The 23,412-nt window shown below is 59.6% G+C and carries 24 protein-coding genes and 6 pseudogenes; 17 read left to right on the top strand and 13 right to left on the bottom strand.

The annotated features are described in order from the left end of the window. Nucleotides 1-92 precede the first annotated feature (92 nt). A complete protein-coding gene (locus BT183_RS00670) occupies nucleotides 93-290 on the top strand; it encodes a hypothetical protein (RefSeq protein WP_072338503.1) in 198 nt (65 codons plus the stop codon). Between the two features lie 14 nt (nucleotides 291-304). On the opposite strand, the gene BT183_RS00665 is transcribed toward BT183_RS00670, so the two are convergent. Then, a complete protein-coding gene (locus BT183_RS00665; RefSeq protein ID WP_072338502.1) occupies nucleotides 305-811 on the bottom strand; it encodes a hypothetical protein in 507 nt (168 codons plus the stop codon). Nucleotides 812-922: 111 nt separating this feature from the next. Between BT183_RS00665 and BT183_RS20630 the strand changes: the two genes are divergently transcribed. After that, complete coding sequence (locus tag BT183_RS20630; RefSeq protein WP_177282334.1) at nucleotides 923-1,060, top strand: hypothetical protein; 138 nt, start codon at nucleotides 923-925, stop codon at nucleotides 1,058-1,060. A gap of 146 nt (nucleotides 1,061-1,206) precedes the next feature. On the opposite strand, the pseudogene BT183_RS00660 reads toward BT183_RS20630, so the two are convergent. After that, a pseudogene (locus BT183_RS00660) lies at nucleotides 1,207-1,350 on the bottom strand (ATP-binding protein); the annotation flags it as partial. A gap of 751 nt (nucleotides 1,351-2,101) precedes the next feature. Here BT183_RS00660 and BT183_RS21240 point away from each other — a divergent pair. The 5 genes and pseudogenes from BT183_RS21240 to BT183_RS00640 all read left to right on the top strand — a co-directional run. Next, nucleotides 2,102-2,212: pseudogene (locus tag BT183_RS21240) on the top strand (IS3 family transposase); the annotation flags it as partial. Between the two features lie 112 nt (nucleotides 2,213-2,324). Then, nucleotides 2,325-3,844 (top strand): annotated as a pseudogene (istA, locus tag BT183_RS00650) (IS21 family transposase). Further along, nucleotides 3,834-4,645 (top strand): annotated as a pseudogene (gene istB, locus BT183_RS00645) (IS21-like element helper ATPase IstB). Before istA ends, istB begins: the two co-directional pseudogenes overlap by 11 nt. A 60-nt stretch (nucleotides 4,646-4,705) precedes the next feature. Further along, nucleotides 4,706-4,966, top strand: a complete 261-nt coding sequence (locus tag BT183_RS21235) for a GAF domain-containing protein (protein ID WP_425290536.1) — start codon at nucleotides 4,706-4,708, stop codon at nucleotides 4,964-4,966. Further along, nucleotides 4,930-5,250 carry a GGDEF domain-containing protein gene (locus tag BT183_RS00640; RefSeq protein ID WP_072338500.1) on the top strand — a complete coding sequence of 107 codons (321 nt, stop codon included), beginning with the start codon at nucleotides 4,930-4,932 and terminating at the stop codon, nucleotides 5,248-5,250. The genes BT183_RS21235 and BT183_RS00640 overlap by 37 nt, the downstream gene beginning before the upstream one ends. Nucleotides 5,251-5,449: 199 nt before the next feature. On the opposite strand, the gene BT183_RS00635 is transcribed toward BT183_RS00640, so the two are convergent. The 3 genes from BT183_RS00635 to BT183_RS00625 all read right to left on the bottom strand — a co-directional run bounded on the left by BT183_RS00635 (nucleotide 5,450) and on the right by BT183_RS00625 (nucleotide 8,509). Continuing rightward, nucleotides 5,450-6,574, bottom strand: coding sequence for an alpha/beta fold hydrolase (locus BT183_RS00635; RefSeq protein WP_072338499.1), 1,125 nt, complete (start codon nucleotides 6,572-6,574; stop codon nucleotides 5,450-5,452). 152 nt (nucleotides 6,575-6,726) lie between these two features. Next, nucleotides 6,727-7,500 (bottom strand): exodeoxyribonuclease III, encoded by a 774-nt coding sequence (locus tag BT183_RS00630; protein ID WP_072338498.1) that lies wholly within the window; start codon nucleotides 7,498-7,500, stop codon nucleotides 6,727-6,729. A gap of 82 nt (nucleotides 7,501-7,582) precedes the next feature. Further along, a complete protein-coding gene (locus BT183_RS00625) occupies nucleotides 7,583-8,509 on the bottom strand; it encodes a manganese catalase family protein (protein WP_072341296.1) in 927 nt (308 codons plus the stop codon). A 413-nt stretch (nucleotides 8,510-8,922) separates the two neighbouring features. Here BT183_RS00625 and BT183_RS20165 point away from each other — a divergent pair, with 413 nt between their 5' ends. Then, nucleotides 8,923-9,315: a hypothetical protein gene (locus BT183_RS20165; RefSeq protein WP_177282332.1), complete on the top strand. Its 393-nt coding sequence runs from the start codon at nucleotides 8,923-8,925 to the stop codon at nucleotides 9,313-9,315. 15 nt (nucleotides 9,316-9,330) lie between these two features. Here BT183_RS20165 and BT183_RS00615 read toward each other — a convergent pair whose 3' ends face one another. Then, nucleotides 9,331-9,909 (bottom strand): cysteine hydrolase family protein, encoded by a 579-nt coding sequence (locus BT183_RS00615; protein WP_280173896.1) that lies wholly within the window; start codon nucleotides 9,907-9,909, stop codon nucleotides 9,331-9,333. A 314-nt stretch (nucleotides 9,910-10,223) separates the two neighbouring features. Next, on the bottom strand, nucleotides 10,224-10,493 hold the full coding sequence (locus BT183_RS00610) for a hypothetical protein (protein ID WP_072338495.1): 270 nt from the start codon (nucleotides 10,491-10,493) through the stop codon (nucleotides 10,224-10,226). Between the two features lie 116 nt (nucleotides 10,494-10,609). Between BT183_RS00610 and BT183_RS00605 the strand changes: the two genes are divergently transcribed. The 4 genes from BT183_RS00605 to BT183_RS00590 all read left to right on the top strand — a co-directional run bounded on the left by BT183_RS00605 (nucleotide 10,610) and on the right by BT183_RS00590 (nucleotide 13,420). Further along, nucleotides 10,610-11,785, top strand: coding sequence for a zinc-dependent alcohol dehydrogenase (locus tag BT183_RS00605; RefSeq protein ID WP_072338494.1), 1,176 nt, complete (start codon nucleotides 10,610-10,612; stop codon nucleotides 11,783-11,785). Nucleotides 11,786-11,886: 101 nt separating this feature from the next. Further along, nucleotides 11,887-12,099, top strand: coding sequence for a hypothetical protein (locus BT183_RS00600; RefSeq protein WP_143145598.1), 213 nt, complete (start codon nucleotides 11,887-11,889; stop codon nucleotides 12,097-12,099). Between the two features lie 679 nt (nucleotides 12,100-12,778). After that, nucleotides 12,779-13,018 carry a hypothetical protein gene (locus BT183_RS00595; protein WP_143145597.1) on the top strand — a complete coding sequence of 80 codons (240 nt, stop codon included), beginning with the start codon at nucleotides 12,779-12,781 and terminating at the stop codon, nucleotides 13,016-13,018. 147 nt (nucleotides 13,019-13,165) lie between these two features. Further along, nucleotides 13,166-13,420 (top strand): hypothetical protein, encoded by a 255-nt coding sequence (locus BT183_RS00590; protein WP_143145596.1) that lies wholly within the window; start codon nucleotides 13,166-13,168, stop codon nucleotides 13,418-13,420. 366 nt (nucleotides 13,421-13,786) lie between these two features. Here the strand turns inward: BT183_RS00590 and BT183_RS00585 are convergent, their stop codons facing one another. From BT183_RS00585 to BT183_RS00575, 3 genes are all read right to left on the bottom strand, one after another. After that, complete coding sequence (locus BT183_RS00585; protein ID WP_143145595.1) at nucleotides 13,787-14,020, bottom strand: glycosyl hydrolase 53 family protein; 234 nt, start codon at nucleotides 14,018-14,020, stop codon at nucleotides 13,787-13,789. A 516-nt stretch (nucleotides 14,021-14,536) separates the two neighbouring features. Continuing rightward, on the bottom strand, nucleotides 14,537-15,190 hold the full coding sequence (locus BT183_RS00580; protein ID WP_210185430.1) for an ABC transporter ATP-binding protein: 654 nt from the start codon (nucleotides 15,188-15,190) through the stop codon (nucleotides 14,537-14,539). Nucleotides 15,191-15,237: 47 nt separating this feature from the next. Beyond that, nucleotides 15,238-16,083 (bottom strand): ABC transporter permease, encoded by an 846-nt coding sequence (locus BT183_RS00575; protein ID WP_143145594.1) that lies wholly within the window; start codon nucleotides 16,081-16,083, stop codon nucleotides 15,238-15,240. Nucleotides 16,084-16,277: 194 nt separating this feature from the next. Here BT183_RS00575 and BT183_RS00570 point away from each other — a divergent pair, with 194 nt between their 5' ends. Together BT183_RS00570 and BT183_RS00565 are read left to right on the top strand one after the other, a co-directional pair. After that, nucleotides 16,278-17,897 carry a glycosyltransferase family 4 protein gene (locus BT183_RS00570; protein ID WP_084603153.1) on the top strand — a complete coding sequence of 540 codons (1,620 nt, stop codon included), beginning with the start codon at nucleotides 16,278-16,280 and terminating at the stop codon, nucleotides 17,895-17,897. 108 nt (nucleotides 17,898-18,005) lie between these two features. Further along, nucleotides 18,006-18,202 (top strand): annotated as a pseudogene (locus tag BT183_RS00565) (transposase); the annotation flags it as partial. Nucleotides 18,203-19,028: 826 nt separating this feature from the next. Here the strand turns inward: BT183_RS00565 and BT183_RS21230 are convergent. Next, nucleotides 19,029-19,301, bottom strand: a complete 273-nt coding sequence (locus tag BT183_RS21230; protein WP_143145593.1) for an ATP-dependent DNA ligase — start codon at nucleotides 19,299-19,301, stop codon at nucleotides 19,029-19,031. Between BT183_RS21230 and BT183_RS00555 the strand changes: the two are divergent. After that, nucleotides 19,237-19,443, top strand: a pseudogene (locus BT183_RS00555) (SOS response-associated peptidase); the annotation flags it as partial. The gene BT183_RS21230 and the pseudogene BT183_RS00555 sit on opposite strands and share 65 nt — an antisense overlap. Continuing rightward, complete coding sequence (locus tag BT183_RS00550; protein ID WP_072338487.1) at nucleotides 19,430-19,618, top strand: hypothetical protein; 189 nt, start codon at nucleotides 19,430-19,432, stop codon at nucleotides 19,616-19,618. The pseudogene BT183_RS00555 and the gene BT183_RS00550, both read left to right, overlap by 14 nt. A 15-nt stretch (nucleotides 19,619-19,633) precedes the next feature. On the opposite strand, the gene BT183_RS00545 is transcribed toward BT183_RS00550, so the two are convergent. Then, nucleotides 19,634-20,896 carry a Y-family DNA polymerase gene (locus BT183_RS00545; RefSeq protein WP_072338486.1) on the bottom strand — a complete coding sequence of 421 codons (1,263 nt, stop codon included), beginning with the start codon at nucleotides 20,894-20,896 and terminating at the stop codon, nucleotides 19,634-19,636. Next, on the bottom strand, nucleotides 20,893-21,345 hold the full coding sequence (locus tag BT183_RS00540) for a LexA family protein (RefSeq protein WP_210185428.1): 453 nt from the start codon (nucleotides 21,343-21,345) through the stop codon (nucleotides 20,893-20,895). Before BT183_RS00540 ends, BT183_RS00545 begins: the two co-directional genes overlap by 4 nt. A gap of 390 nt (nucleotides 21,346-21,735) precedes the next feature. Between BT183_RS00540 and BT183_RS00535 the strand changes: the two genes are divergently transcribed. Then, nucleotides 21,736-22,593, top strand: a complete 858-nt coding sequence (locus tag BT183_RS00535; protein WP_143145592.1) for an outer membrane protein — start codon at nucleotides 21,736-21,738, stop codon at nucleotides 22,591-22,593. Nucleotides 22,594-23,412: the final 819 nt, after the last annotated feature.

The raw sequence follows: 23,412 nt of genomic DNA, 5'->3' as shown, positions 1-23,412 counted from the left end.
TTCGAAGATTTGCTACGCTTCGGGCGGTTGAGCCCCAAACATGCTCGCTGTTTTCTCGCTGTATTATCAGTGCGGATGACGGTCAGGGTATCATGGGCATCATTGAAGCCGACTTCGCCGCTCGCCGCATCGAGCTCGGCTTTTGGCTGGTCACCGCACTGCATGATGAGGAAGCAACGGCCGGCCCCAGCACTCTGCTCGAGCCACCTCAGCAGGATTGCAGGAGCGGTCCCCTAATTTTTTTTCAGGCAGGGGTTAAGGTTCGCTCGACCTTCCCGCGCAATGCGTGATTTGCATCTGGCCATCAGTGCAATACCCGGTCAGGCTCGGCCACAACTTTTCGGACCGATGCCAGAAAGCGCGCGTTATGCTCGACCAGGCCCAAGGGATCAGCCCAGAAATCCACGTCAGGCGGACGAAATCCTTGCAGCCGAAGCTCGGCATTGACCAACTCGACATGAGCAGCGATGCGCCGGATCGTCTCTATCGGGTCGGTGACATCGAGATACGACCATGGGTGTTCCTCGCCCAGGAGTTCCCGGTGCACATGCCACAGTACGCCATAAAGCTGTTCGACATCGCCCCGCAGCGAACCCGTCGAGAACAGTGGCACACCCTCAAACCGGGCTCGAAACCGCTCAGCATTTATGTAGGACAAGGTCATCAGATCCTCCCATGCCGGCATGGTTTTGGTCCGGATGGTAGTGGGGGCTTCGCCGATTCGCGCCGTGAGTGCGTCTTGTGCAGTGTTCGAATGGCCGGAGATGCGTACCGCCATGAAAGAGAGGTTGGACGGAGTCAGGTCGATCACCTATTGCCGGCTCCGCATGGCCTGGACAACAATAGGCTCGGCTTGAAGACCCCGGTCAAGCTCTTATGATCTCGCGGCGTCCCATAGCAGCAACTGCAAGGAGCCTATCGCATGCGCCTCGTTCTGACAGCCGTATTCATCGCCCTTGGCAGCGTGGCGGCGCAGTCGGCGCCATGGCGCTCTGATTTCTACACGATCGACCCCGGCACTTTTCACATGGCCGTTCAGTACGACAGTTCGGGGCTGTGAAACGGCGTTGAAGTTTGACCCCGGATCGGCGTGCAATATTGACCCCCTGACGGCGATGAGCTGATCCGACCTGGCGAAGCTGGTCGGGGTTGCGCAGCCGGGTTGGATCAGCGGGATTGGCTTCAGGCGCGGTTGTTGAAGCGCTAGCTGTCGTTGCCGGTTTCGACGATGTCGCAGTGGTGGGTGAGCCGATCGAGGAGCGCGGTGGTCATCTCGGCGTCGCCGAAGACCGTGGGCCACTCGCCGAATGCCAGGTTGGTGGTGACGATGACCGAGGTTTGCTCGTAGATCCCCAGCCTCACGGGGTCAAACTTGCACGCCGGAACATCCCGGCGCCAGAGCCCCTGGAGCAGACGAGCCGCAGCCCGAAACCGGCTATCGTTGGTCACGAGCACCTTGTGCCGTGCCAGTACCTATTCAGGCACCAGGGGCACGACCTCGAGCGCGCCCAGCGCCAGTGGGTCGAGGGGATTGGAGGGATCGTGGTCGGGATGAACGACACGAAGTGCGGTAGGATCTGGCGACATGAACGCTCCTTTCGCCCGTCACCATTGACGGGTGTGAAGGAGCTTCAGTCCGGCCGGCGAGAAATTGCGGGAGTGCCGAAGACGGAAGTTTCGCAGCCGAATACGGAAATCGACCTAAAATAGACATTATCTTTCAATGGCTTAATTCAGGATGGCGACACTGGCGACAATGAGCCCCTACCCTTACCCTTGCCCTGAGCCCACTGGAAGCGCCCGGCGGAGGAGCGGGAGCAGGAGACGCATTGGGGCTCGAAGGCTTGGCGGATCAAGAGCAGAAGCCCGCGAGGGCACTCAGAGCAGTTAGGGCAGAGCGCTCAGGAATATCCGAGCCAACCATACGTAGGCTCGAGGCTATGTCGGGGGAGCTTGCGGGCCACACAGGCACAATCCGCTCGATCCGCTCCGCCTTTGAGGCTGCCGGCGTCATTTTCATCCCCGAGAACGGAGAAGGCCCCGGCGTGCGCCTGGCTAAGGACTTGGGAACTGCGGTTTGATGCAGCCTGCGCAGAGCAGGCTGCTGCCCACGGAGATGCGGCGGCTGTAGCTGCTCAAGGCCGAGAACGGCCGGCTGCGGAAGCTGTGGGCGGACCTGTCGCCGGACAAGGAGATGCTGCAGGAGGCGATCGTGTTGATTGCCACTGAGAACTGACCCAGCAGGCTGGGATTTTTCCATCGAGATTTGACCCATGTGTGACCCTAGCCCCTCGTGGTTTGAGCGGGGGCGTGGAGTGATCGACATGGCATTGTTGAGCGTTATCCGACGCTGGCATTTTCGAGAGCATCTATCGATCCGGGAGATCTGCCGCAGGACCGGCCTGTCCCGGAACACCATCCGCAAGTATCTGCGCAGTGACACGGTCGAGCCCGCGTTCAAGGTTCCGGATCGGCCGAGCAAGCTCGATCCGTTGCGGACCGATTGTCGGGGTGGCTAAAGACCGAGGCGAACAAGCCCCGCAAGCAGAAGCGGACCGTCCTGCAGTTGCACGCTGACCTGGTGAGCCTGGGCTATGGCGGTTCCTACAACCGGGTGGCGGCCTTTGCCCGGGAGTGGAAGGCCCATCGGCAGCGGGAGATGAACACGACCGGGCGCGGGACCTTCGTGCCGCTGACGTTCGAACCAGGGGAAGCCTTCCAGTTCGACTGGTCCGAGGACTGGGCCATCATCGGCAATGAACGCACCAAGCTGCAGGTGGCCCATACCAAGCTGAGCTACAGCCGGGCCTTCGTCTTGCGGGCCTATCTTCTGCAGACGCACGAGATGCTGTTCGATGCCCATAATCACGCCTTCCGGGTACTGGGTGGTGTTCCCCGACGCGGCATCTACGACAACATGAAGACCGCCATCGACAAGGTCGGTCGCGGCAAGGAGCGGGACATCAACGCTCGCTTCCTGGCCATGGCCAGCCACTACCTGTTCGAGCTCGAGTTCTGCAATCCGGCATCAGGCTGGGAGAAGGGACAGGTCGAGAAGAACGTCCAGGATGCTCGTCACCGGCTCTGGCAACCAACGCCCCGCTTTCCATCGCTGGCCGCCCTCAACGACTGGCTGGAATCCAGATGCAAAGAGTTCTGGGCGCAGACGCCGCACGGGAAGATGCAGGGCGCCATCGCTGATCTCTGGGCCGAGGAGTTGCGGGCTCTGATGCCGGCATCCCGTCCGTTCGACGGCTTTATCGAATACACCAAGCGGGTCACCCCGACCTGCCTGGTTCACCTGGAGCGTAATCGCTACAGCGTCCCGGCATCCTTCGCCAATCGACCAGTGAGCCTTCGGGTCTATCCCGATCGAGTGGTGGTCGCGGCCGAGGGCATGGTCATCTGCGAGCATCGCCGCATCATCGACCGCTCACATGATCAGCCGGGGAAGACGGTCTATGACTGGCGGCACTACCTGGCCGTGGTTCAGCGCAAGCCCGGTGCCCTGCGCAACGGCGCGCCATTCCTCGAGCTGCCCGAGGCCTTCAGAACGTTGCAGCAGCACCTGCTCAAGAAGCCGGGCGGTGACCGCGAGATGGTCGACATCCTGGCCTTGGTTCTGCAGCACGATGAGGATGCCGTGCTCCTGGCGGTGGAGATGGCCCTGGAGACAGGCGTTCCAACCAAGACCCATGTCCTCAACCTGCTGCATCGCCTGGTCGACGGTAAATCCATCATGCCGCCGACCATACATGCCCCCCAGGCCCTGATGCTCACTAATGAACCCCAAGCCAATGTCGAACGATACGATGCCCTCAGGAGGGTGCATCATGCGTCATAATCCTGCCAGCGGGGCCATCGTCATCATGCTCAAGAGCCTCAAAATGCACGGCATGGCCCAGGCCGTCGGCGAACTCACCGAGGAGGGGTCGCCGGCCTTCGAAGCCTGCATCCCGATCCTGTCGCAACTGATCAAGGCCGAGACGGCCGAACGCGACGTCAGGTCCACGGCCCACCAGCTCAAGACCGCTCGCTTCCCAGCCTGTCGCGACCTCAACGGCTTCGACTTCTCCAGCAGCGAGGTCAACGAGGCCCTGGTGCGACAGCTGCATGGCTGCGACTTCCTCGAGCAGGCCAACAACATCGTCCTGGTCGGCGGCCCCGGCACAGGCAAGACCCATATCGCAACCGCCATCGGCGTGCAGGCCATCGAGCATCATCAGAAGCGGGTCAGGTTCTTCTCGACCGTCGAGCTGGTTAATGCGCTTGAACAGGAAAAAGCCCAGGGGCGCTCAGGGCAAATCGCCGGCAGGCTCGCCCACTCCGACCTCGTCATCCTCGATGAGCTGGGCTACCTGCCGTTCAGTGCCTCAGGTGGAGCCTTGCTATTCCATCTGCTGAGCCGGTCTACGAGCATACCAGCGTCGTCATCACCACCAACCTCAGCTTCAGCGAATGGGCTAGCGTCTTCGGCGACGCCAAGATGACCACCGCGCTGCTCGATCGCCTGACCCATCACTGCCACATCCTCGAAACCGGAAACGACAGCTTCCGCTTCAAGAACAGCTCCGCTCACCATCCCAAAGCCACAAAGGAGAAAGCCAGAACCTTGACCATCAAACCCGACCCGAAACATACCTAGAGGCGGGTCACTTCTCCGTGGAAATCCCGGGTCAGTTCTCGGCGGAAATCAATACCTTTTGTGCTCGACACGCCAAAGGTGCGGTTCTACGCAGGCGTTCCCCTAACCAGCTCCGATGCCTATCCACTCGGCGTGTTGTGCGTGTTCAACCCAAATCCCCGATCACTGACGCCCGAACAGCTGTCCAGCCTTGAGAGCTTAGCCGCTCTGGCAATTCATCACCTTGAGCTGCGCAGACAGGCGTCGATTGACCCACTGACTGGGACGCTGAATAGACCCACGATTTGCGCATCGCCCAACTGGAGATCAAAGAAGCGGTAAAATATCAGACCAATTTCGCAGTCCTAATGGTCGAGCTCGATCACTTCAAGTCCATCAAGTATACCTATGGTCACGGCACGGGGGACGCAGTTCTGGCTAGCCTGGGCCGCCATCTAAAAAGTGCCATTCGCGAGTCCGATTATGTCGGACCCTATGGCGGTGAGGAGTTCTGCATCATACTTCCCGGCGCTTCCCCTACGCTGGCCTTTTCGACAGCGTCTCGGATCCGCGCCACCATCGAGAGCGCAAGAGTCGAAGCATTGGCAAAGACGGCTTTACATTAAACAGCACATGCAAGGCGGGTTGACGGACAATTATGCGCCCAAATAATTCGCGACGCCATAGAAATGGCGTTACTAGATCGATTCGAATAGAAGAATTACGAATTATATAATTATTAAGTCCAAGTTCATTACAGTAATCAAATAAATAGGCGGCGAACGCCCATCCACATGTCAAAGGAGGCTTTTTATCGTCTGGCTTTCATCCTAGCGATCGCACGAAGGCCGCGATCGCATCGTTGTATGTCCGCGACTGTTCCATAAAGCCCATGTGGTTAACGCCTGCGATAATTGTAAGCTGCGCCCGAGGGGCAGTGGTCGCGATCACGACGCTGGCGTTAGGCTTGGTTACAATGTCCAGCTCTCCCGCGAGAACCAGCGTGGGTTTATTGAGGCCGTGCAGGGTCGCTGAAGCATCCCAACGGAACATGTCGAGGTTACCACGCGCAATGCTTCCAGGCGCGTTGCGCGTCGACAGAATGGTCGCGTGCTCAAGCTGGCTCCGTGTAACGAATTTCCCGAAACCGAATCTGCTCGCAATATGAGCCGACCCGCTCAAATAGCTCTGCCAAGCGAACAGCCAGGCCAGTGGTTGAAGCCCGATTGCGAGCCGTGACAGAGGTTCAATAAGGGGGAAGCGGATAGCCTGCGCCACTCGCGGCAAGATCATCGTTTTGAGCGGGTTCGTGTATGTCGTGTTAACTAGAACGGCCCCTCGCACGTAGCGATCTGCTAAGGCAGGGAAATCGCCGAATAAAGTCTGGATAGTCATCCCGCCCATGCTGTGCCCCACGAGGACAACAGGCTGGCCAAGGCTGGTCAGGAGATCGGCCAAGTCTGCCGCATAGTGATTTGGGCCGAGAGGCTGCCCGGAAACCGCGATGGAGCGCCCCAGCCCGGGCAGATCCCAGAGAACCAGTCGAAATTGGTCAGCGAGCTGCCGTTTAGCGTATTGCCAGACCGTGCTGTTGCAGGCCGCACCGTGCGTAAAGATGATAATCGGGCCATTTTCCGGGCCCACTTCTTCGACGAAGAGGCTGCTTCCGGTACTGCTGGCGATCTGTCTGCCGACACCGTGTTGGGCCTTGGTGGGCTCCTCTTGATCCGGCTTGGCTAGCATGAAGCGCCAGAGAAATTTGCCGCTCAATCCCCAAGCGAGCAGCAAGAGGCCAACCCAGAGGTGCCAGTCTTCCCGGGTGCGGATCAGAGCACCCTCGACCTGTACGATGTCGCCTTGGTACCATTGCCACAGCAGATAAGCTGAAGCGCCATAGACGGCTACCGAGAACAAGGCAAAGGCAAATCGCAATATAGCAAGCAGCGGCATGACGGGCTCCGAGGCCAAACGGGGTGCGTCACCCCAACCTCACTTACTGCCGCGAGTTCCTCCGCACCGAGCACGGCGAGTTCGAGAACTACCTTTCCGAAACCGCATCGACTACGTTGGCAGCGACCACTTCGACTAAAGGAAAATCGCTCTCACGAACGCAACGTGATCCACGCGGGCGCATGATCGCTGGCGCCCGGCCTGCCGCGGACGTCCCGATCGACACCGGCCGAGACCAGGCGACGGGCGACCTGCTTGCTCAGCAGCAGATGGTCGAGGCGCAGTCCCGCGTCCCGTTCCCAGCGCTGCCGCATGTAGTCCCAGAAGGTGTAGATCGTCTCGCGGGGGTGCTTCTTGCGCAGCGCGTCGGTCCAGCCTTGATCGAGCAGGCGCCGATAGAGGGCCCTGCTCTCGGGCTGCACGAGAGCGTTCTCGTCATAGGAACGGGTCGGGTAAATGTCCCTCGGCTCTGGCACGATGTTGAAGTCGCCGGCCAGCACCACCGGAAGCTTCATTGCCATCAGCTCGGCAGCCCTCGACATCAGCCGCTCGGTCCATGCCAGCTTGTAATCGAACTTGGGCCCGGGTCTCGGATTGCCGTTTGGAGCATAGAGCGAAGCGATGAGGATCCCGCCGACGGCTGCTTCGATATACCGGCTCTGCCGATCGGCAGGATCGCCCGGAAGTGACGTCGCCGTGACGATCGGCTCCGCGTCTCGAGCAAGGATAGCCACGCCGTTCCACCGCGGCTCACCCGTCCACATCGCGCCGTAGCCAGCCGCTTCGATAGCAGATGTAGGAAACTGCTCTTGGCGCGCCTTGAGCTCTTGGAGGCAAACGACGTCAGGCTCAGCGGCCTTGAGCCAGGCGAGCAGGTTGTCCAGCCGGCGATTGATGCCATTGATGTTGAAGGTCGCAATCTTCATCGCCGCCTGTCAGAGTTCCGCGCCTGTCTAGCCTTGAAGCAGCGAGGCACGGCTGCACTGCCGCCGCGCCCCGCCAACCCTTTCAGCGCGAAGCTTTGTACAGCTTAGCCGCGATTTCGTAGAATTCCTCGGGCGCATAGTCCGGCGTGAAAGCTGACGGTACGCCGACCAGCTGCTGAATCTTGCCGCCGTCGGGCATGCCTTCGATCACCTCTAGGGCTCCCGGAGGGTCATCAGGGAGCGCCACTTCGTCATTGGACCAGATGCCGGAAATTTCGCGGTAATCCTCAAGGCTCCAAGTGTAGAGACGTCGGTGCGAACCCTCATCTAGGTACTTCTGGCACTCGGGAATCTTGGCGAGCGGGATATTAGGGGTGGGCAGCATCTTCTCAATCTCGACGCCGGTCAGCTTCTTGAGCGCGAGGGCATACGAATGGGCGTGCACAGAACCTCGTACCAGCAGATAGCCGCAGACCTCCCGGCCGGTTGGATCGCTGACGGTCTCGTAGACTCGGAGCTTATGAAGGCGAGCACCACATTCCAGATGGAAGTTGTGCAGCAGGTCGAAGATGACATTGCCGGTGGTGGTGACAAAATCGTTGTTCCACGAAACCCCATTGGCGTTGACGGGCGTTGCGCCGCCACCATTCGACAGAAAAGCGGAAGCGAGGCGGATATCCTTCATGGCCTCATGAGGGGTTTTGGAAATGTCTCCGCCCGGCTTCCGGTCAGCGGCGGGCTTATCAGGTCCATTGTTGAGCATGGCGACGCCGTTGCTCACGAGTTCTACGTGGGCAAGCTCTTCAGCAGTGATTGAAGCCACGAGGCTATAAAAGGGGCGCAGTTTGTCCTTGCTGCGGAAATTGAAACTCTGGAACATGTAGTTTCCGAGCGTCGACATCTCGCCATACTTCCCTCCAAGTAGCTCCTGCAGTGCAGCGGCAGCATTGGGGTCTTGCTGGGCCGGCGGCGGAAGTTCCGTGATAAGTCGGTCGACACGCATAAACATTTCGAGGCACTCCAATGTGAGGTTCTGAGCCAACCTCCCTCCGTGCACCTCGTTCCTTCTCAACGATGGACAGGACGTCGCGATACGAGGGCGTCTGCGATCAGCGGCATGGATGAACCGACGCCGATGGAACGTGGGTGCCACGTCGAGGTTGAGCTTGGCCTGGCACGTCGGTCTGCGGGCTCAGGCAGCCAGTCGCTAGCAAGAGGTCAACATCGTGAAGCTTAAGGTTCCCGCCTCCGCCCCCCACACAGCACCGCTTAACACTTCCCGTGCGGGGAAGTTGCCGTTCGACCCGCATCCATCAGATGAGGAGCATCCCTATCGCGAACGTCGTCCCGGAGGCGCCCGCCCCCCACAAAATGGCGGAGATGCGCGTTTCCCCGGCGATGCTAAGGACGAGGAGAGAAGAAATGGGCCCCGCTAACCTGCAGCTGGCCGGGCTATGCCTCGCTCTGGACGGAATCTGCCGGGCGCTCGTCGATAACGGCGCATTGCCACGCCAAGTCCTCGTGGATGCTCTGACCAAGGCCGAGAGTTCGGCATTGGCGGAACCGCGCGATCTTTCGGACGCGCATCGCGATGCCATCTGCTTCCCAATCCGGCTTCTGCGAACTGGCCTGAATAATTCCCATGGCCCGACGGACTTCGCCGCTCTGGCAACCCAGGTGGGGCGCGAAAAGCCTGAACGACAGGCAATTGTCGCTGGCAAGGAGCCGGGCGATATCCTGGCTGCGGCTGATCATCTGACCGAAGACGAACGGCATTTGGTCGCCCGGACCATCGAGGCAGAGCGCGATGCCTGACAGACCAGCTGGACGCTAGTCCGGCCATCCTGCGAGCAGGACGTCGGTCGTCGTGGTAATGACTTGCAGCCCGAAGCGGCTCTCATAAATTCTAATCATGGCGTCATGCGTTTCGTCGGCGGAACTGCAAAGTGCATCGATCGGCAGAACGATGCGGTATCCCAGATCAAGGGCGCCCAGCACAGTTGCGAGCACGCAGACTTCTGTTTCTCCTCCTGTTACCACCAGCGTCCGGACGCCCTGTCGCCTCAGTCCTTCGTGAAGCCGACCCCCGTGCCAGGGCGAATAGACCGGCTTGTCGAAAATGCGCGCCGGAGGCACCAGCCGTTGGAGGGCCGGCAACAGATCGAGGAGCTCCGGGTGAAGCGCTTCCCGTGTCATCGATCGCCAGTGACGATAATAGTCTTCCCATGCCCCCATGCTCTCCTCGGGCCGCGCGGGCGGAATAAACCTCGTAAATACGGTTCGGGAGGGGTGCGCTTCCGCCAGTGCGGTCACTGCCGGAGCTACCCGCGCCATCCAGGGGGCGTGCCACTCCGTGTCCTCTGCGAACATGCGCTGCATGTCGACGCAGATATGAAAGGCGAACGTCACCGATGCCACCGACCGTTGGCCGGAATCACGCCTACCGAATGAGCTTCATCCGGCAAGACCATTAGGCAGGATGACATCGGGGACAAGGTTGATTTCTCCCATCCCTCCGTCGCGCCAGTGGGCACGGATGCCGAGGCGGCGGGCGTTTCCTCGACCAACGCTGAGCTGCAACTTCCGACACACAGCATGCCCTCCGGAACGGTCCACGCTGCCCGCGCTGCCGATCCTAGTCTGTCGCGAAGCGTTTTCCCGCTGCGATATGTGCTCATGGCGCTACTGCTTGTCGCTGCGGCTTGTGATCGTCTCTTCGCCGCTCAGCCAGCGCCCAGCCGGTCATTACGGCGGCTGAGCACGGGCTTGAGCGCGTCCTCGTCGCTGTCGGCAATGAATTGTGTGTGCGAGGGCTCGGGCGTCGGGATTCCCTCGAGCGGATCGCGCACCTCTCGAACCGCGTCGGCAAGGGCCTGTGTCTCTTCATCCTCGCGAGGATTTCCGCTAACGAGTGCCGCCGCATCGGTGGCGGGCATGTCGAATTCCTGGGCGAGGAATGCCGCGTCGCGCTGGGATTTTTCCGTGCCGGTCATGGTCGGTCTCCTTGTGGCCTCGCCCGGAGAACACCCAGAGGAGCGGCCAGTTCCTTCTGGAACCAGCGCGCCCAAGCGAGATTGGTTCACACCGACAACCTTCCAGGACCGATCCGATGAAAGCCCTTTGCTGGCACGGCAAGCATGACGTGCGCCTCGATACCGTCGACGACCCCAAACTCCTCCACGCCAATGATGCGATCATAAAGGTCACGGCCTGCGCCATCTGCGGATCCGATCTTCACCTCTATGACGGGTTCATGCCCGGTATGGAATCCGGGGACGTGCTGGGCCATGAAACCATGGGCGAGGTGATCGAGGTGGGCCGTGACGTCACCAACCTCAGGCCCGGCGATCGCGTGGTGGTGCCCTTCAACATCTCTTGCGGGGAGTGCTTCTTCTGCCAGAAGGGCATGTTCTCCCTCTGCGATCGCACCAACCGCAATGCCGATGTGGCGCGCAAGGCCATGGGACATGCTCCGGCGGGGCTGTTCGGCTATTCGCACATGCTGGGGGGCTATGCCGGCGGGCAGGCCGAATATCTGCGCGTGCCTTATGCCAATGTCGGGCCGATCAAGGTGCCCGACGAATTGACCGACGAGCAGGTGTTGTTCCTCTCAGACATCTTCCCCACGGGCTACATGGCCGCCGAAAATGCCCAGATCGAGCCGGGCGACACGGTGGCGATCTGGGGCTGTGGGCCGGTGGGCCAGTTCGCCATCCAGTCCGCCTGGCTCTTGGGCGCAGGCCGGGTGATTGCCATCGACAATGTCCCCGAGCGGCTGGCGATGGCCGAGCGGCACGGGCACGCTGAAACCCTCAATTTCGACGAGGTCTCGATCCCCGAGATGCTCTTCGAGATGACGGACGGGCGGGGCCCGGATCGCTGCATCGACGCCGTGGGAACCGAGGCCCATGTCGATGCCTCCCCCGATTCCCTGCTCGACGCGGCCAAGAAGGCGATGATGCTGGGCACCGACCGCCCGCATGTACTGCGCGAGGCGATCATGGCCTGCCGCAAGGGAGGCACCATCTCGATGCCGGGCGTTTATGTGGGGTTTCTCGACAAGGTGCCGATGGGCGCGTTCATGAATAAGGGCCTGACGCTCAAGACTGGACAGACCCATACCCACCGCTACCTCAAGCCGCTGCTCGACATGGTGGTGCAAGGCAAGGTGGACCCTACTTTCGTCATCACCCATCGTGCCGGGCTCGAAGATGGCCCAGAGCTCTACAAAACCTTCAGGGACAAGAAGGATGGCTGCATCAAGGTGGTCATGAAGCCAGCTTAAGGTGACTGCCCGGTTGGAGCGTTAGAAACCTAATCGTGCGCTCGTTGCTCCATATCCGGTCAGTGGGGCCTCAGCCGCTCGGCCAGGTTTCGCACCTCCTGATGCAGCTGCTCGACCTCCCAGACGATGCGGTCTCAAATGCTCTTGCCCTCGCCCAGATCTTTCTCGACCAGCCTGTTGATTGCCTCGAGAGCCGCAGCCAATTGCTAGACGGCCTTGCTGCCTTGGGCGAGCGCCGTGATCTCCGCTTGCCCGCCGCCGCCGCTGGTCAACGTAGTGCAGTCTTTTTGCTCCGTGAGGTGCTGATAGTCTGAGCAACCCGCGGTACAGCTTTCGGAGAGTGAGAGGCTGAGGCAAAGGACAAGTGTCCGATCTTGCTTTCGAACCTCTAGAGACTACCGCGTCGGCACTTTCCCGCTTAGCTACAGATCGCAGTTCGCGTCTGGACCGCTTCGTGGTGGGCCATGGCATCATCCGCAAGTTCGAGCAGGCTCTAACGAGATAACGATAGGAAACATTATGCTCAAGCGCCGCCGGGCCGAGAACGATTACAATGCCCGCTGGCAGGTCATGTGTATGGCGGGCTTTGCTGTTGAACGCATGGCTTTTCTGTTCCGAAACCTTGCCAAGCGGGCTCGCAGAGCCGGATTACCCTAGGTTGGTCCTAGCCGATTCCTGCCACGCCGGCTCACCTTGCCGCGCTAACAGGCCTATCGTCAGTCCATGCGAATCGCACGTTCCCGTTGCTGCCCTACGCACCAGCGCCGCATCAAAAATAGAGCTGCTCGAATCTAGTCCCTTAGCTGACGCTACGTTTGGAGAGTATAAAAAGGGCGAGCGGCGCCTCACCCATCCGCGTTCCTCGCGCTGGTTCACGGCGAACGCCGCAAGCAGGTCGACTCGGCGCCCTTTTAGAAGGACTTTCAGCACCGACGAACGGGAAACTTTTCCGTCGCTTGAGGCTTGTTCAAGCATCAGAAGATGGAGGCCGACATGTCGATTCCTGTGAGCCCTGCCGAACGCCAGCCCAGGGGTGACCATAACCGCCGGCTGTCATTGGGCATGGAGCCCGATGCATTTGCCGCTGCGGCAGGCATAACCGTTGATGAGCTGCGCGGGTACGAGTTGACGTCCCCAGATCACCGCTACAACCCGGAAGTAGCCCGCCGTTCCGGCGAGACGCTCGATCGGCTGGAAGCACATCCCCCGGACACTCAGCGAGTAGAGAACTGAGCGGCACACATTGCCTCAGGCTTTGGCTCAGACCAAGTAGGGGACCGGCCCTTGACCCGGACGTCATGAATGTAGGCTCTCCGTGGCCCCCCTAGCCCATGGCAACTGTAGGGCCTGCTGTATGTTTCCACTGCCTAAAGAGCAATGATGACCGAATTGACCGAAGAGGAAGCAGAGGCCCTTGCCCGCTTCGATGCCCCAGCCAAGCCCGTGGAAGTTGACCCCATGGTGTATGCAAAACTTCTCTCTATGGGTCTTGTTGAGCAGCATGAAGGCGGTCCATTCATTACTGCTACCGGTGTAGAGATTCTCAACCGCAAAGCCCTTGATGATGAATTGGACGCCGAACTCGAACAGACATTCCCCGCGAGCGACCCGCCGAATCTTACCCGGCCGGATTGATGATTACCGGACGAAACTTTTGCCGCCGCCAGTCCCGGAGCGCTTGACGGGCTCGAGGGAGTCGAGGCCATGCGCTAGGCAGGTGACCGGTTCGGCATCAAGCCGCGCTCTGGTGGCGCTGGGTTTGCCCCAGCTCGGAGGAAAGGGCCGGCTCGACTGATCCGTCTGTCTTGATCAGCCCATGGCTCCACCGGTCACGCGAGCCGGGCCGATTCCAAGGCGGGCAATCGATGATCGGGTACCACCACATGCCGACGATGTGAGCTCCCGTGCTGGCCGCAGTGCTACCGCGGCACGGACATGCTGGAGCCAGTGGGCCTTGTTGAAACCCGGGAAGCGTCGATGCTGTTCCCGATGCCCGTCGTGCTAACTGGTCTCGGCGACCATCACTGGCTTGCCGTACCGGCGCCAGGTATTGAGCAGGACCTTGCCAAGGGAGGTGCGGGCCGTATGCGGGTAGTAGTTAACCCCCACGACATCAACGAGGCCGGCAGCAACAAGGCGGTCCGTCGCAGCGAACTGCCTGTCGTCAACACCCACGACGGGGTCGGTGGTCAGCACCTTCACACCGGGATGATGATTCTTTGCGGCGCGCGCCATCGTTAGCGCCAGATCGATTGCCGAGACCTAAGGCATGCCAGCCAGCATGGGGTAGATCACCGGCTCATTGACCGGGCAGATCCAGAAAGGCTTATTGATCGGAGCAGCCTCAGCGCAACGACGGGCATGAACGACAGGATCAGGCGGCGGGTCGAGGGGACCGTGGTTGGGATTGACGACACGAAGGGATGAGGGATGTGGCGACATGAACGCGCCTTTTGTCCGTCGCCATTGAAGTGTGTGAGGGAGCTTCAGGCAGGCCGACGGGAAATTGCGGGATAAATGTAATGGGGGAACGGCGAGGAGAAGAGCGACGCGATAGCGGCTTCGAACCCATTTGACCCGACGTTTCAAAAATGGCTCGGGAGACGACAAGGTACTGATCGGCTGCCCACCTAGTATTTCGGAACAATACGCCTCCAACAGCGAATTTCGCACTCCGCGTGGGAAGCCAATGGGGTGCAACTTGGCGACGCCGGCGGCCGAAGCAATGCGTCTGCCACTACCCGCCGACCATTAGATGGTGTCTGAAATTAGCCGGCCGCGATCAAGTACCACCTTGCGGGTGGTTAGTTCATCGAGCAGTCTCTCGTCGTGCGAGGCCAGCAGTAGACACTCGCTTTGATCGGCAAACCTCAAAAGCCGCTCTCTAGCACGGTCGTGAAAGTCCTTGTCTGCGACGCCCAGCCATTCGTCGAGGATTAGGATATCAGCGGGCTCAATCGTGCTCATGGCAAATTGGAGTCGGCTAAGCATCCCAGGCGAGTAGGTGCCGACAGGAAGGTCAAAGAAGCCGCCGAGTTCGGCAAAACTCTCCACGCTTGAAACGTATTCGGCCAGGGTGGTCGCCCTCAGTTCCAGCAAGCCATACCGCATCTTGGCGTTTTGCCTGCCCGTCAGCGCCGGCAAGGTTCCAGCTCCGATTGTGATCAGCGGACGAACGCTTCCACTGACCCGGACTGATCCGCTATCCGCCGGCAGCAATCCGCTGATCAGCCGTAGAAGCGTGGTCTTTCCGCTCCCGTTGCTGCCTAAAATGCCAACACGCTCCCCACGCCTCATGGTGAAATCGATGGAGTTGAGGGCCAGCAGGAAGCTTTGGCGCCCTCTGACGACCAACCGTTCATCGTCAAGCGAACTTGCGTTCACACCCTTCAAGGGAATTTCCACGGAGCATCCGCGGATTTCCACAGCGATGTCGGGCCTTGGCTCCACCGTTACGCGATCCATCCGTAGATGATTTGTCGTCGATTGCGGCTGAAGGTCAGTGCGGAGGCGAGCAAGCCTACAAAGGCGGTACCTGCACAAGCCGCGATTGAGCCTAAAGGAATCGAGCCGGTGAGCAGAGGAGCTCTGATGGCTTCCACCAAATGATAAACGGGGTTCAGCTCATATACGAGGGAGTGGGCGCTTAGACGTTCAGGCTGCCAGAGTATCGGGGTAATGAGGTAAATGGCCATAAGCATCTGCGGGAGCAGGCCACGGAGCAGCCGGACCCGGTCAAAAATGAACGACAGCGGCACCGCCCAAGCAATCACGGCCACCGACGTTAAAAGAACTCCAATAGCCGCACCAAGGTAGTTTGCGTTGAGCAGAATGGCGGGCGAAATAATTGCGACAACAAGAGAGGCAGCCGCAAGCTTCAGTACAAGGTTGATAACCAGCCCATAGGCCGAGACCAAATGAACAAGGGACACCGCCAGGTTAGGGAAGGACAGCAGCCGGGCCGATTTCTCGTTCGCGTAGGCGGCCTCCGACACCACGGATGATATAGCTTGCCAGATTGGGAAGGAAATGGCGAAGAAGGGAATGAAGACATCTATCCGCTCGCCGAAAACGAGCGCCATTACGCTTCCCAAAACGATGGTGTAGACGATGACGGAAACGAATGGGGCGAACAGCCCTAGGCCTGACGTACGCCGCATCTCAGCGACCTCTGCGCTGTAGAGCGACCATGCGAGCTTCCTCTGCCTGTAGAGCACTGCCAAGTCGGACCAGAGGGTTCGCTCAATCCAGCGGTCTGAGTTGCGGGCCGAGGTGTTTTGTTCCCGTTGCGATTTCACGAGGCTTAGCACTCCCACGGCCTAGCTCTGTGGCCGGTCGTTTCTAATGCAGCTAACGGGTGAATGACGCGCCACCAATCCCTCGAGGACTAAAATCCATCGTTTCAGCATCAGCAAGCCGATAAGCCTAACGCCAAGACAAATCGTCCAGGCTGCTATAGCTTTTCCACTTTGAGCCGAGCCGATGGGATCTCATGTCGCTATCACAAAATGCAGACGCCACGGATGTCGTCGACTCGGATGCTAGGCCCAGCGCGCCCCCAGGCGACAAGCTCCGCATTTGTCACATCGCTGCGACCACCGAAGGCGGCATCTGGGTTTATGAACAGCTTCGGGATCTTCGAGACCGCTTCGGGCATGACGTCTCAGTGATCCTGAACGGAGATGCCGGCACACTGGTGGACAGGTTCAAGGCCGCGGGAATTCCGGTTCTTGTTGCCGACTTCGAGTATCTCAGTTCATCTGATCTCTTCGCCCTGCCAAAGAAGATATTGCGCTTGGCCAGCCTGCTTCGGCGTGAGCGGTTCGACATCGTGCAAACCCATCTTTTTCACTCGATGGTCATCGGACGTTTCGCAGCGTGGTTGGCTGATGTGCCAGTTCGTCTGTCCATGGTGGCTGGCCCGTTTCACCTAGAGGCTTACACGTCAAAGTGGATCGATGGCTCGACCCAATGGATGGAAACCGCCCTGATCCCGTCCTGCGAGTTCACTCGGTCCATCTACAAATCCATGGGTGTCGAGGAGGATCGCCTCAAGCTCATCTATTATGGCCCTGACGAAACCAAATTTGATCCTGATGGCCATCAGGCGGTTCCGATTAGGGAGCAGTACGGTTGGCCGGACGACACTCCCCTCATCGGCATGGTGGCCTATTTCTACGCTGAGCTAGGGGCCAACCGTTGGACACCTCCGATAGCTCACGGCCGGTCCATTAAATGCCAGGCCGACTTGATCAATGCTATGCCGGCTATCTTAGCGCGCGTCCCGAACGCCAAGCTGGTCTTTGTGGGCTCCGGCTGGGGTGAGCCCGGGCAGCAGCACCTTTCGAACATGAAGAACCTGGTTCGGGAACTCGGACTGGACGACAGTATCAAGTTCTTTGGCTACAGCTCCGATATACCCGGCATCCTCAAGAGCCTTGATGTGACGGTGCAAGCCTCGCTCAGCGAAAATCTCGGGGGCACCATAGAAGCTCTACTCATGGAATGCCCTATCGTCGCCACTCGTGTGGGAGGTTTGGTGGATAGCGTGGTTGACGGGAAGACCGGGGTAGTCGTGAACCCGTCGGACCCTCCTGACCTTGCTCGCGGAATCCTCGAGCTCTTGACGGACCGCGAGAAAGCCAAACTCCTTGCCGCCAATGGACGGCGCTTAATGGAGGACCGATTTACCCTGCGGACAACCGTCGAGAAGGAAGACGCGCTATATCGGTCCTTGAAGGCGAAAGCTGCGGGGGGCTATCGCCTTCACGTCAGTGCGCTTCGCGGGATTATCGGAGGCTTCGTTTGCGCCTATTTGGCGGGCAGGTATTGGCTTTTTGATCTCCGGCTTCTTCCGGCGCTCGATGCCGGTTGGCGCCCTTGGCATTTCCACCGAACCAGAAGTCGCATCGCTGGCGCTCTCCGACGATTGCAGGGTCGATCAACACACGCGGCTTCAACATACCAGCCCGACGCTAGGACCGATCCCGTTTCAGGCGGTCCGATTGTTTCGCCCATGCGAATGGCCCTCTATCGATTCTATGCGTGGGTCGGCAGAAGAAAGCTCGGTTGGGGCATTCGGAAGCGCATCAAGGACCTTTTCCGCCAGTGATGGGGAAAAACGTGTCACAGGAGGTCAGTGATCCGAGCCCAGGAAATTGGACCGGTGTGAGGTAGAGTTTCCGCACAAGCTTGTTGGGGCTGGAAGGAGCGGAGAACGATGAAGGCATCGCAGTTTTCGGACGCACAGAAGGCCTTCATTCTTAAGCAGGGGGCCAAGGGCGTGCCGGTTGCCGAGATCTGTGGAAGGGCGGGATTCGCCAGGCGACCTACTTCAACTACGAGAAGAAGTTCGACGGGCTGCTGCCGACGGAGATGCGGCGGCTGAAGCAGCTCGAGGACGAGACTGGTCGGTTGCTCGATCGACATGCCGTGAGCCTGATGCGCTGCAACAGACATCAGTGCGCCTGGTCCCGGCTTCACTAGCGTGACGAGTCGGTCAATCTCATAGCCATGCTGGTCGAATACGATCCCGGCAAACTGAACCAGATGAGGTCGAAAGGGATGGGTCAGAGCGAGGTGGTAGCGCGGACGGTCTGTCGTTTCAGTATCAAAGGCGAGGTACATAGGCTTTCTTTCCTTGGTTCAGAGCCAAGAAAAGGGATGGCGTTGGTATCGGCGCCCGTGACCGAGGTGCCTCAGAGGGATCCTGGTGCCTCCTAGCCACTGCTTCCTTACCCATTCGCTTCCAGGCCCGCTTGAACGCAGGCGCGCCCATCGGTCCGCAGCGCGGCGGAGGACCCGATGGGATGCTGCCGGGAGTAGAGCGGGCGCGGAAGCGTGCCCGCTAACACCAACCTCTCTCCGACATCCAGATCGACCCTGGTGTGGATCTACATCGCGGCGTCACTGAGCAAACCGCCCGACCGCGCGGCGCGCGTTCGTGGTGTTATGGGGGGGGGTGATGTGTGGGTGTGAGGTGACCCCGGGGGGGGTATCAAGAAACCTCCACCCATTCAGGTGTGGAAACTGGTCTCAGACCTACCGGAGAGGTTCCCAAACCCCGCAGGATCGAGTCGTTAGAGGGCACGATCGCCCGGGAGCCAGTGGAACCAAGCTGGAACGGCATTGATAGAATGTTGTGTGGACGGTTAGGCTTGACCTGCCGCAGCGGTCTCGACTTGGCGGGCCGTCAACCGGTGGATTGCCCTGCTGCGGCTGGCCGGTGCGGAACTCTGTCGCTTCACATCTGCCTGTCGATCAGCCACCTCACAAGCCACCTTATAATTCTGGTCTGGGCGGCAATCTCTCCGTCAAGGATCAAGCTTTCTAGGGTCAGCCCTCGGAGACGCTCGGCCAGGCGACCGAACCGCGCGGTCCAATCATGACCGTTTCGGGTGAAAATCCTCGCGTCGCCATCACGCAGATGAACCTGAGCACGATATGTGGCCGACCTCTTCGGATTTCTCACGACAGAGCCGAATGCCGAAGTGGCGCCGATCCATCCCAAGGCCATGCCGGTGATCCTGACGTCCGAAGCCGAGCGCAAAACCTGGATGACAGCGGCGTGGCCCGAGGCGAAAGGGTTGCAGCGCCCCCTGCCGGACAGCAGCCGGATGATCGTCGCAAGAGGGAGCAAGGAAGATGGACGCACATGACGAATTGATCCGGCAGCTGCTGCCTGACTATCAGGTCCTTAAGGTCAAGGCTGACTGGACCAAGGCGACGCCCGAAGAGCATCAGGCAGCGCGGGCGTTTCTGGCGGCTTGGGACGCTCAGATCATGGCTCAGTCCCATGACACCAACGCCGCAGGTCGCAGAACCAGCCCATAGTCCGGGAACAGCATCTTACCGGCACTGAGGGAGCTCTTCCCATCGTGTCGTATATCGGGGTGACCGACGCTCGAATTTCGTTGAAAATGCGGTGCGTGTGACGCCCATGGCAGCGGGAAACACCGTCGCCCGCCCCCATCGTCTGTTGGCTTCATCCAGCGCCTGCATAATTTTGCTGGCCTTGTCTTGGTCGAGGGTGTCGAAAAGGGCGCGCTGACGGTCCGCTGGCCGGACCAAGTCATCAGTGATGATGCCGGCCTTGCTATATCGGTAGCCAGATCTCCAGAGCTGATCGACGGCCCTGCGGCTGGCTTTGATGAGTTGCAACGTGTCATTAGTCGCCTCGGGGAGGTCGACGGTCATTGACACGTTGCGCTGGGGTTCGTTGTCTGCGAACCGACTGGTGTGCATGAAGACCGTGACATGGTCGGTGGCCAGACCATGCCGACGCAGTTTCTCGCCCAGGCGGGTGGCGTAGCCAGCCACGGCCTGTTCCATGGCGAGCTTGGTCGTGACCCGCTCGCCAAAGGATCGGGTCACCGCGCACCCCTTCCGCACCGCCGGCACGTCCTCAAGAGGCAGACAAGGCTGACCGTTGAGCTCATAGACGATGCGCTCGCCAACAACCGTCATCAGCTCCCTGGCTCGGCGCGGGTCGAGATCTCGCATCTGGTCGGCGAACGCAATGCCGATTGAGCCCAGTTTGATCTGGTTAGCCGGCCCAACGCCCCAGACATCGCCGATGGGAAAATTGGCCATGACACGAGCTCTCTCATCGGGATCTGTCAGGTCCAGAACGCCATCGCTCAGCTTTTTGGCCGCCTTGTTAGCGAGCTTGGCCAAGGTCTTGGTAGGCCCGATGCCGACGCAGGTTGGAATGCCGGTCCAGCGCCTGATCGTTGCGCTTAGGTCCTTGGCCCATGGCATCCGATCGCCAGGCGGAACATCGGTGACGTCGAGGAAGGTCTCGTCGATGGAGTAGACCTCTGTCCTAGGGCTGAAGGTCTCGTAGATCTCATTCATGCGGCGAGACATGTCGCCATAGAGCGCATAGTTGCTCGACAGCGCCACCACGCCCTCGCGCTCGCACAGTGACCGTATCTTGAAGTAGGGCGCGCCCATCCTGATACCAAGGGCCTTGGCCTCGTTGGTGCGGGCGACCGCGCAACCATCATTGTTGCTGAGCACAATTACCGGCCGGCTTTCGAGCTTGGGATCGAAAACCCGTTCGCACGAGCAGTAGAAAGAATTGCCATCGATCAATGCGAAGGCTGTCATTTCTTGAGATCTCGGATAGTGGCCGTGACCACACCCCACACCGACACCTCTGTTCCCGCTGAAATCAGGAATGGCGGCAGTTTGGCGTTCTCGTTTTGCAGGACGAGCAGCCCCCCGCGTCGGTAGAGGCGCTTGAGCGTCGGCTCGCCATCGATGATCGCCAACACGATCGAGCGGTGCTTGGGTGCAATGGATCGGTCGACGATAACCACATCGCCTGGAAAGATTTTCACATCGATCATGCAGTCGCCAACCACCCGCCAGAGGAAGGTCGCGGCAGGATTTTGAACCAGCACCTGGTTCAGATCGATCATAGCCTCGATGAAGTCATCGGCCGGCGACGGAAAGCCTGCATGCACTGTGCGCCCAACCATAGGTAAGCGCATGCTGATAAGCGTCGAGATCGCTACCGGCATGCGGTGGGGTGCAAGAGTGGCGGTGAGGGACATGCAGTCTCCGGACAACGATTCCTTTCAGCATGGGCGAGAAATTCGAACAAAACAAGAACGCAGTTGCACGGGGTTCAGCGCTTGGCAGCACGCTGCAGCGGCCGCGGGGCTGCTAGGGATTTTCAGCTAGGAGGCGCACTTCGATCGACGTGCGTAAGCGCACTTGACGCTCCGCGGAATGCCCGCACGAAGTGAGGCAGCCAAGGCGATGGTTGGGCCAGTTCAACGATCGTCTCCCAACCCCGACAGCAGGCTGGATATTATTTGTTCATAGATGGCGTTGCACATTCGACACAAATCAAATTGGGTAACGCTATCATTCATCCCATGCGTTGACTCTATGTGATCCAATTCAGAAAGTCCGATGACTTCAGGGCAAAGGGGATTCTGATGAAGACCATTCTCATGGCAACAACTGCACTGGCGATGAGCGCCTCAGTAGCAATGGCTGCCGATTTTCCAATTTACAATCCGATCGCTCCAGCTCCGGCGGCTTATGATTGGACCGGCTTTTATGTCGGGGTTAATGCTGGCTATGGCGGTGGCAATTTCAATTACCCGGTCAGCATCGACCTGATCGTGCCCGACGGCTTTGAGGACCTCGACATCGATGAGCAGGAAGAGTTCCTCGATGATCTGCCGTTGGGAATCGGGGAAGGCCTCGATCCTGAGACCCTAGAGGGCGGGGACGTTATCTCTCTGGCGACGGGCAGCGCGGACCTGACGGCTGGCGGCTTCGTGGGAGGACTTCAGGCCGGTTACAACTTCATGGCGTCTGAATCGATTCTCCTCGGCATCGAGGCAGACATCCAGGCCAGCTCCATCTCCGGCACCGTTACCGCCAGCATCGACACACCCGTATCAACCGATCTCTTAAGTGCAGGGACCGACCTCAATTGGTACGGGACGCTGCGGGCCCGTGCTGGCATGACCCATGACCGGTTCCTTGGATATGTCACCGGTGGTGTGGCCTACGGGCAGACGACCTCTGCGATCAGCCTTCTTGGCACGGAAATCGGCAGCGTTGAGAACGACCTCTGGGGCTGGACTGTGGGCGCAGGCTTTGAATATGCCGTTACAGACCAGATCTCGCTCAAGACCGAATATGGCTATGTCGATCTTGGCACGGCCGAACTTGTCTCGGGCACGCTTCTCGGCGGTGGTGGAGGAGAGGGTTCGATTGACGGGACGCTGAGTTCAGCCGTCGCGTTCCACACCGTGCGGGCCGGCCTCAACTTCCACTTCTAGATGTAAACCGGGCCCTCGACATGCGGCCGGGGGCCTCGTCTGTTTTGTACCGGTGCGATGTTCGCACGATATAACGAACAATGCCCTGTTGATGCGGTAGGCCTGCTCGAACTGATATGCATCCAGCACCTGCTCAAGTTCAATGAGCTTGTAACCTTTGTTCTGTGACTGTTTGGGGGAGAAAAAATGTCGCAGCACTTGTGCATGCAAATCATTGCATCGCCTGACGTTCAGATTCTGGAACTGAGCTGTGACGCGTGTGGCAGTCAACAACTCGCGCATCGAGGATTAAATTTGTGTAGCACCGAGCCCCCAATTGATCGATAAACATCAATTTCGGACCGGACGAATGCACAGTCTCACTAGGACCTGTCCTCGCCTGCGCGTAGATTCTAGGATTGTAGAGCGTTTCCGCGTCCCAAGCCTCCGAGAGATGACGTTGTAATAGGCCTGTTAGGTCATCATGTCTGGCTCGGCGAAGGCCTGAAGCACGTCTTCAGGCACCAGAACTTTCATTATCGACAATCATGGCTCTAAACAAACTGATGTTTGGGTGAGAATTATCGAATGCGTCAGGAGCAAAGGCAACTCGTGGGAGCGGTCGGGGAGACCGGTGACGAAGGGGGCGACCGACCGAGGCCACGACAGCGCAGGCAGGAGAAACCATCTGCAGCTAAGACGACGCGATCACCGCACCCAATCATGCGCATGGCCCAGCCAGAGATCAGCCAGCACCGGAGCGTAACGGCTGCAGGTGGGGATCAGCCCAGCACGCAGCACTTCACTGCACAGGTCTACTTTAAGATCGTCGTTACGGTG

This window comes from Devosia enhydra (genome assembly GCF_900119845.1).
In the GTDB taxonomy this organism is placed as follows: domain Bacteria; phylum Pseudomonadota; class Alphaproteobacteria; order Rhizobiales; family Devosiaceae; genus FPKU01.
The sequence above is the reverse complement of the archived record's forward strand: the minus strand, read 5'-3'. Positions and strand labels throughout refer to the sequence as shown.